This is a genomic window from Terriglobales bacterium (assembly GCA_035567895.1).
Classification (GTDB): domain Bacteria; phylum Acidobacteriota; class Terriglobia; order Terriglobales; family Acidobacteriaceae; genus Gp1-AA112.
Map to the genome: position 1 here is coordinate 1 of DATMPC010000040.1, position 3,688 is coordinate 3,688.

Annotated in this window: 2 protein-coding genes; both read right to left on the reverse strand. The window is 55.3% G+C overall.

All coding sequences use genetic code 11. The features are described from left to right. Nucleotides 1-2,211: alkaline phosphatase family protein (locus tag VNX88_08910; protein HWY68771.1), on the reverse strand; the 2,211-nt coding region annotated here is incomplete at its 3' end. After that, nucleotides 2,208-3,688 (reverse strand): hypothetical protein (locus VNX88_08915; GenBank protein ID HWY68772.1); only part of this gene is annotated, 1,481 nt, incomplete at its 5' end. The genes VNX88_08915 and VNX88_08910, both read right to left, overlap by 4 nt.

Here is a 3,688-nt window from a genome sequence, read left to right on the forward strand (position 1 = left end):
CATCCAGACAGAATGTGTGGAAATGCGAAAGAAGCCTCCGTGATTTCCGCCGGGATTCGGAAAGCGAGAATTGAAGTTCCAGTGGTCCGACGCAAAGACATGGAAATCAGCCTGCACCAGTTCGCGCCGCCGACGCTCGAAGCGCAGCAAGATCGGGTTAACGCCCTGCGGCCCGGGAACATTGGTTGCGACCGGCGATAACTCTTCCGTCATACCAATCACCGCATTTGAGTATTCGCACCGGTGCACCGCGTGCATCCACTCGCGCTCGGTATGCCATGCGCTCAGCCAGGTGCGGCGTTCACTTCCGGCGGACAAGTGAAGCTCCGAATCTTCGAACAGGTGCAGTGGAAATCCAGAAGCCCAAGATTGTTCCGACCAGCTCACTTTGCCTTCCTGGCCCTGATGCAAATGAGCAACCGGTCGGACAGCAATGTTTCCTTCACGATCAGTCAGGATGAGAAGTTGATGATCTTCGTCGCCGTACAACCAATAGGCATGGCCCGAATCAGTGTCCGGCAACGACGCGGCGATGAAATCGATAGGCTTCGAAGACAGTGCTGACTGTGGATTGTTGCGCACTCGCTGTGAAGCTAGCAGTTCGAAATTGTCCACGTAGCGGAACGAACGTTCGGGATCGAGGTGACCGGCAGCATCAAGCGCCAGTCCGTCTGGCGAGGGACCTACAACATAGTGCTGCAGGTCGCGAATGGAATTGTTATCGCCTGCCGAGAGCTCCGGGACGAGATTTTCAATCTTCATCCGTAGCAGGCGGCTCGGATCAGGATTCAAAGCAAGCAATCTGCGCACATGCGAGACATAGGCAGTGTAACTCGTATACTTCCGTTCCCAGGCATGCAACTGGCCTTGAAGGCGTCGCCCTGCCTTGTCGTCACCGGCTGCGATTTGGTCGGGAGTCCACTTCTTCGGCTGCTCTGCAGTGACTTGTTTGCGGAATTCAATCTGTTGCTTTAAGGCCGCCAATTCCTCATCTAGGTCGTTGGCAGTTTTGGTCCATTGCTCCCGATGGCGATCGATTGTCTCGCGCAGGTAAGCTGCAGCGGCTTTCCGCACTTGGGGTTGCAGTTCCGGCCTTGCAAGCTCCTTCAGCAGGATATGAATCTTATTCAGGTCACTGTTACGTAAATGCACTGCGGCACGCTCGTTTCCGTCAGTGTCGAGCCATGCTGTGGGATATCGCGACGCTTCCCCCGACAGGTAGAACGAAGATGTGCTCGGCGTAGTGACTCGGTGAACTAGCGGATCTAGCCCCTTCAGCTTGTAGTCGCTGAGCTCGTAACGATCCGTCATCACATGGTGGGCCCCGCCATCAGCGCTATTGAACAGATCAGGAAGGGGGAAGGTCTGACTAATGATTCCCGGAACGTTGTTCATCCCGTGGTCCGAAACCACGGCAAAAATGGTCTGGTCCGCCATCGGACTGTTCTGGATAGCGGTCCAAATACGTCCTGCCAAGGTGTCAAGTCGCCGCAATACTTCGTGGAGAGCAGCGGGATCGTTCGTGGCGTGGGCCGTATGATCCAGGCTACCGGTAAAGAAATCCAGATAGACAATTTCAGGCTCCTGCAGTGCCGCTGTGAGTTCGGACGTTGTTTCGTCATCGAGTTCTTCCTCGAAAGAGGGCGGGCCTGCGTGTTCAAGCCTCGCGAGTAGATGGCTCTTTGAAAAGTGCCGACCGAGTGCATGCTCCAGAGTCGGCCACCGAACGCCACGCTGAAACAATTGGAAGCTCTCGTGCGTGTGCGTGTAGCCGAACGCATCGATCGAGAGCGGAATCCCGGCAGCATCCAGCACTTCCACGCCCGGCATGTCCACTTCGCGGCCTCGTGCGTAGCCGAGATAGAAAGGGAAGAAATTCAGATAGTCGTAAACCTCACCCGTGTAGCGGTCGTACTCTGCGTTACCTCGAATAACGGTGTGTTGGCCGGTGTCTAACATCGACCACGACGGCGCTGACAGGCTGATGCCGCGCGTGTAGAAGTTTTCGAACACCGTGCCGCTCTGGCTGAAGATACGAGCGAACCATGGCAGCCGAGGTTTTCCCGTGGTTGGATCTTTCTCTTGCATGTTGCGATAGAGCAAATCCGCATTCAGGCCGTCGATCTTGAGAAGGACGACTCGCTTTGCGGGCAACTCAACACCGTATGCAAGCGTACATGCGAGCAGGATCATTGCGAGGACGCGAATCATTCCGTTCCCCCATTAGAAAAGCCGTCAGGGGCGCTGGTAGAAGAGGCTGCAAGTTTGGCCGATCTGACACGTATGAAAGCATCGGTTTGCTTCATAAGAGCAAGTGCCGTTGTGCAGTCTGTTCGCAGATCATCATCTTTCGATAGATTCTTCAGATGTTCCAAGGTCGCTTCCGCGTGCGACCGCACAGCGGGTGCCGCGATCGACGACATCAAACTGCTTAGTTCACGCACAGATGACTTGATACATTCACTGTCGTAACTAATCTCAGGTGGAGTTTGAGCCTGAATGAGTGAGTCCAAGAAGTTCAACTGATACGTTACGTGGCGCTCGTGCTGGAGCATGAAAATGTCATTGGTTTTGGCCTGCTGCTTATAAAAACCCAAGGTGGCAACATGAAGCATGCTTTTCGTTAGTTTCGTCCTCTCGCTTTCGCCGAAGGAGGACAACTCGAAGCGATGTTCCCGATCGACTCGCGCTATCAAATCGCCATCGTCGGCTGCTTTCTCGAGCACTTTGTAGCGCGCAATCGCATTCTGAATTTCGCGTTGCGGCGCAGCTTCGAGCGGATTCACCGCCAGCCACCGGAGTCGGGTTTCCATGTCTTTCTTGAGCGATGGATCAATCGTGCGATCGAGCGCCAGATTGACGCGGAAATCCGAATAGCAGTCAAGCCGGGAAGCTTCGTCCAGCGCCGCTCCGCGCCGCCCAACAATAAAGCGGTGGAGATCGAAAGCGATATAGAAGTACCAATCTGCGAAATGCGAAATTCCGAGCACTCCGGTAATCAGTTCGTTGACCGAGCGCTGCGCCACTTCGCGTCGCCGCGTGCTCAGCTTGTGCCGAAAATCCATCAGGATCAGCGGCTGCTTCGGATAATCAAGGCTGTAGACCGCCAGCGGAATAACGCCTACCGAACTGTTCTTATCGAGCGTGCGCTGGTAAACGGGACCTTTCCAGTTCTTCAGGCTCTCGTCGGTCCACGGATTTCGAATGGCTAAGAGTTTCCAGATCGACTGCAGCGAAAGGTTCTCTGGCTCGGCTGATTCCGACTGAGGGAACCAAAGGATGGCGAAATGGGCCTGGTCTCCATTCAGATTCAGCGGCTCAAATATCAATCCTGTCTTTTCTGCCCATTGCCGCAGAAGTTCCCTGTTCCGGCTGCGGATGCGCTCCTGCTCAAAGTCCGATTGCATTCCTACTCGGGCCGCCTGGTTGTCGGTCCCCAAGCCGCCGAAGAGTATCTCCCGCAGTTTTAGCTTGCCGATTACGGTATCGAGTTGCACCTGTGTCAAGGCCGTGGCGTCATTCGAAACCGGCGCCTGGCGCAGATAGCTGATTGCCTCTTCGATATGCAGCCTCTCGGCTTCCTGGCGGTTGGTGTCGTACGCGTGTGTCGAGGCCCTTATCGGCGCTATCATGGGATCGAACGCGGTCCATTGCAGGAGGTCCTGCCCAACCCGCGCCATCATTTGAT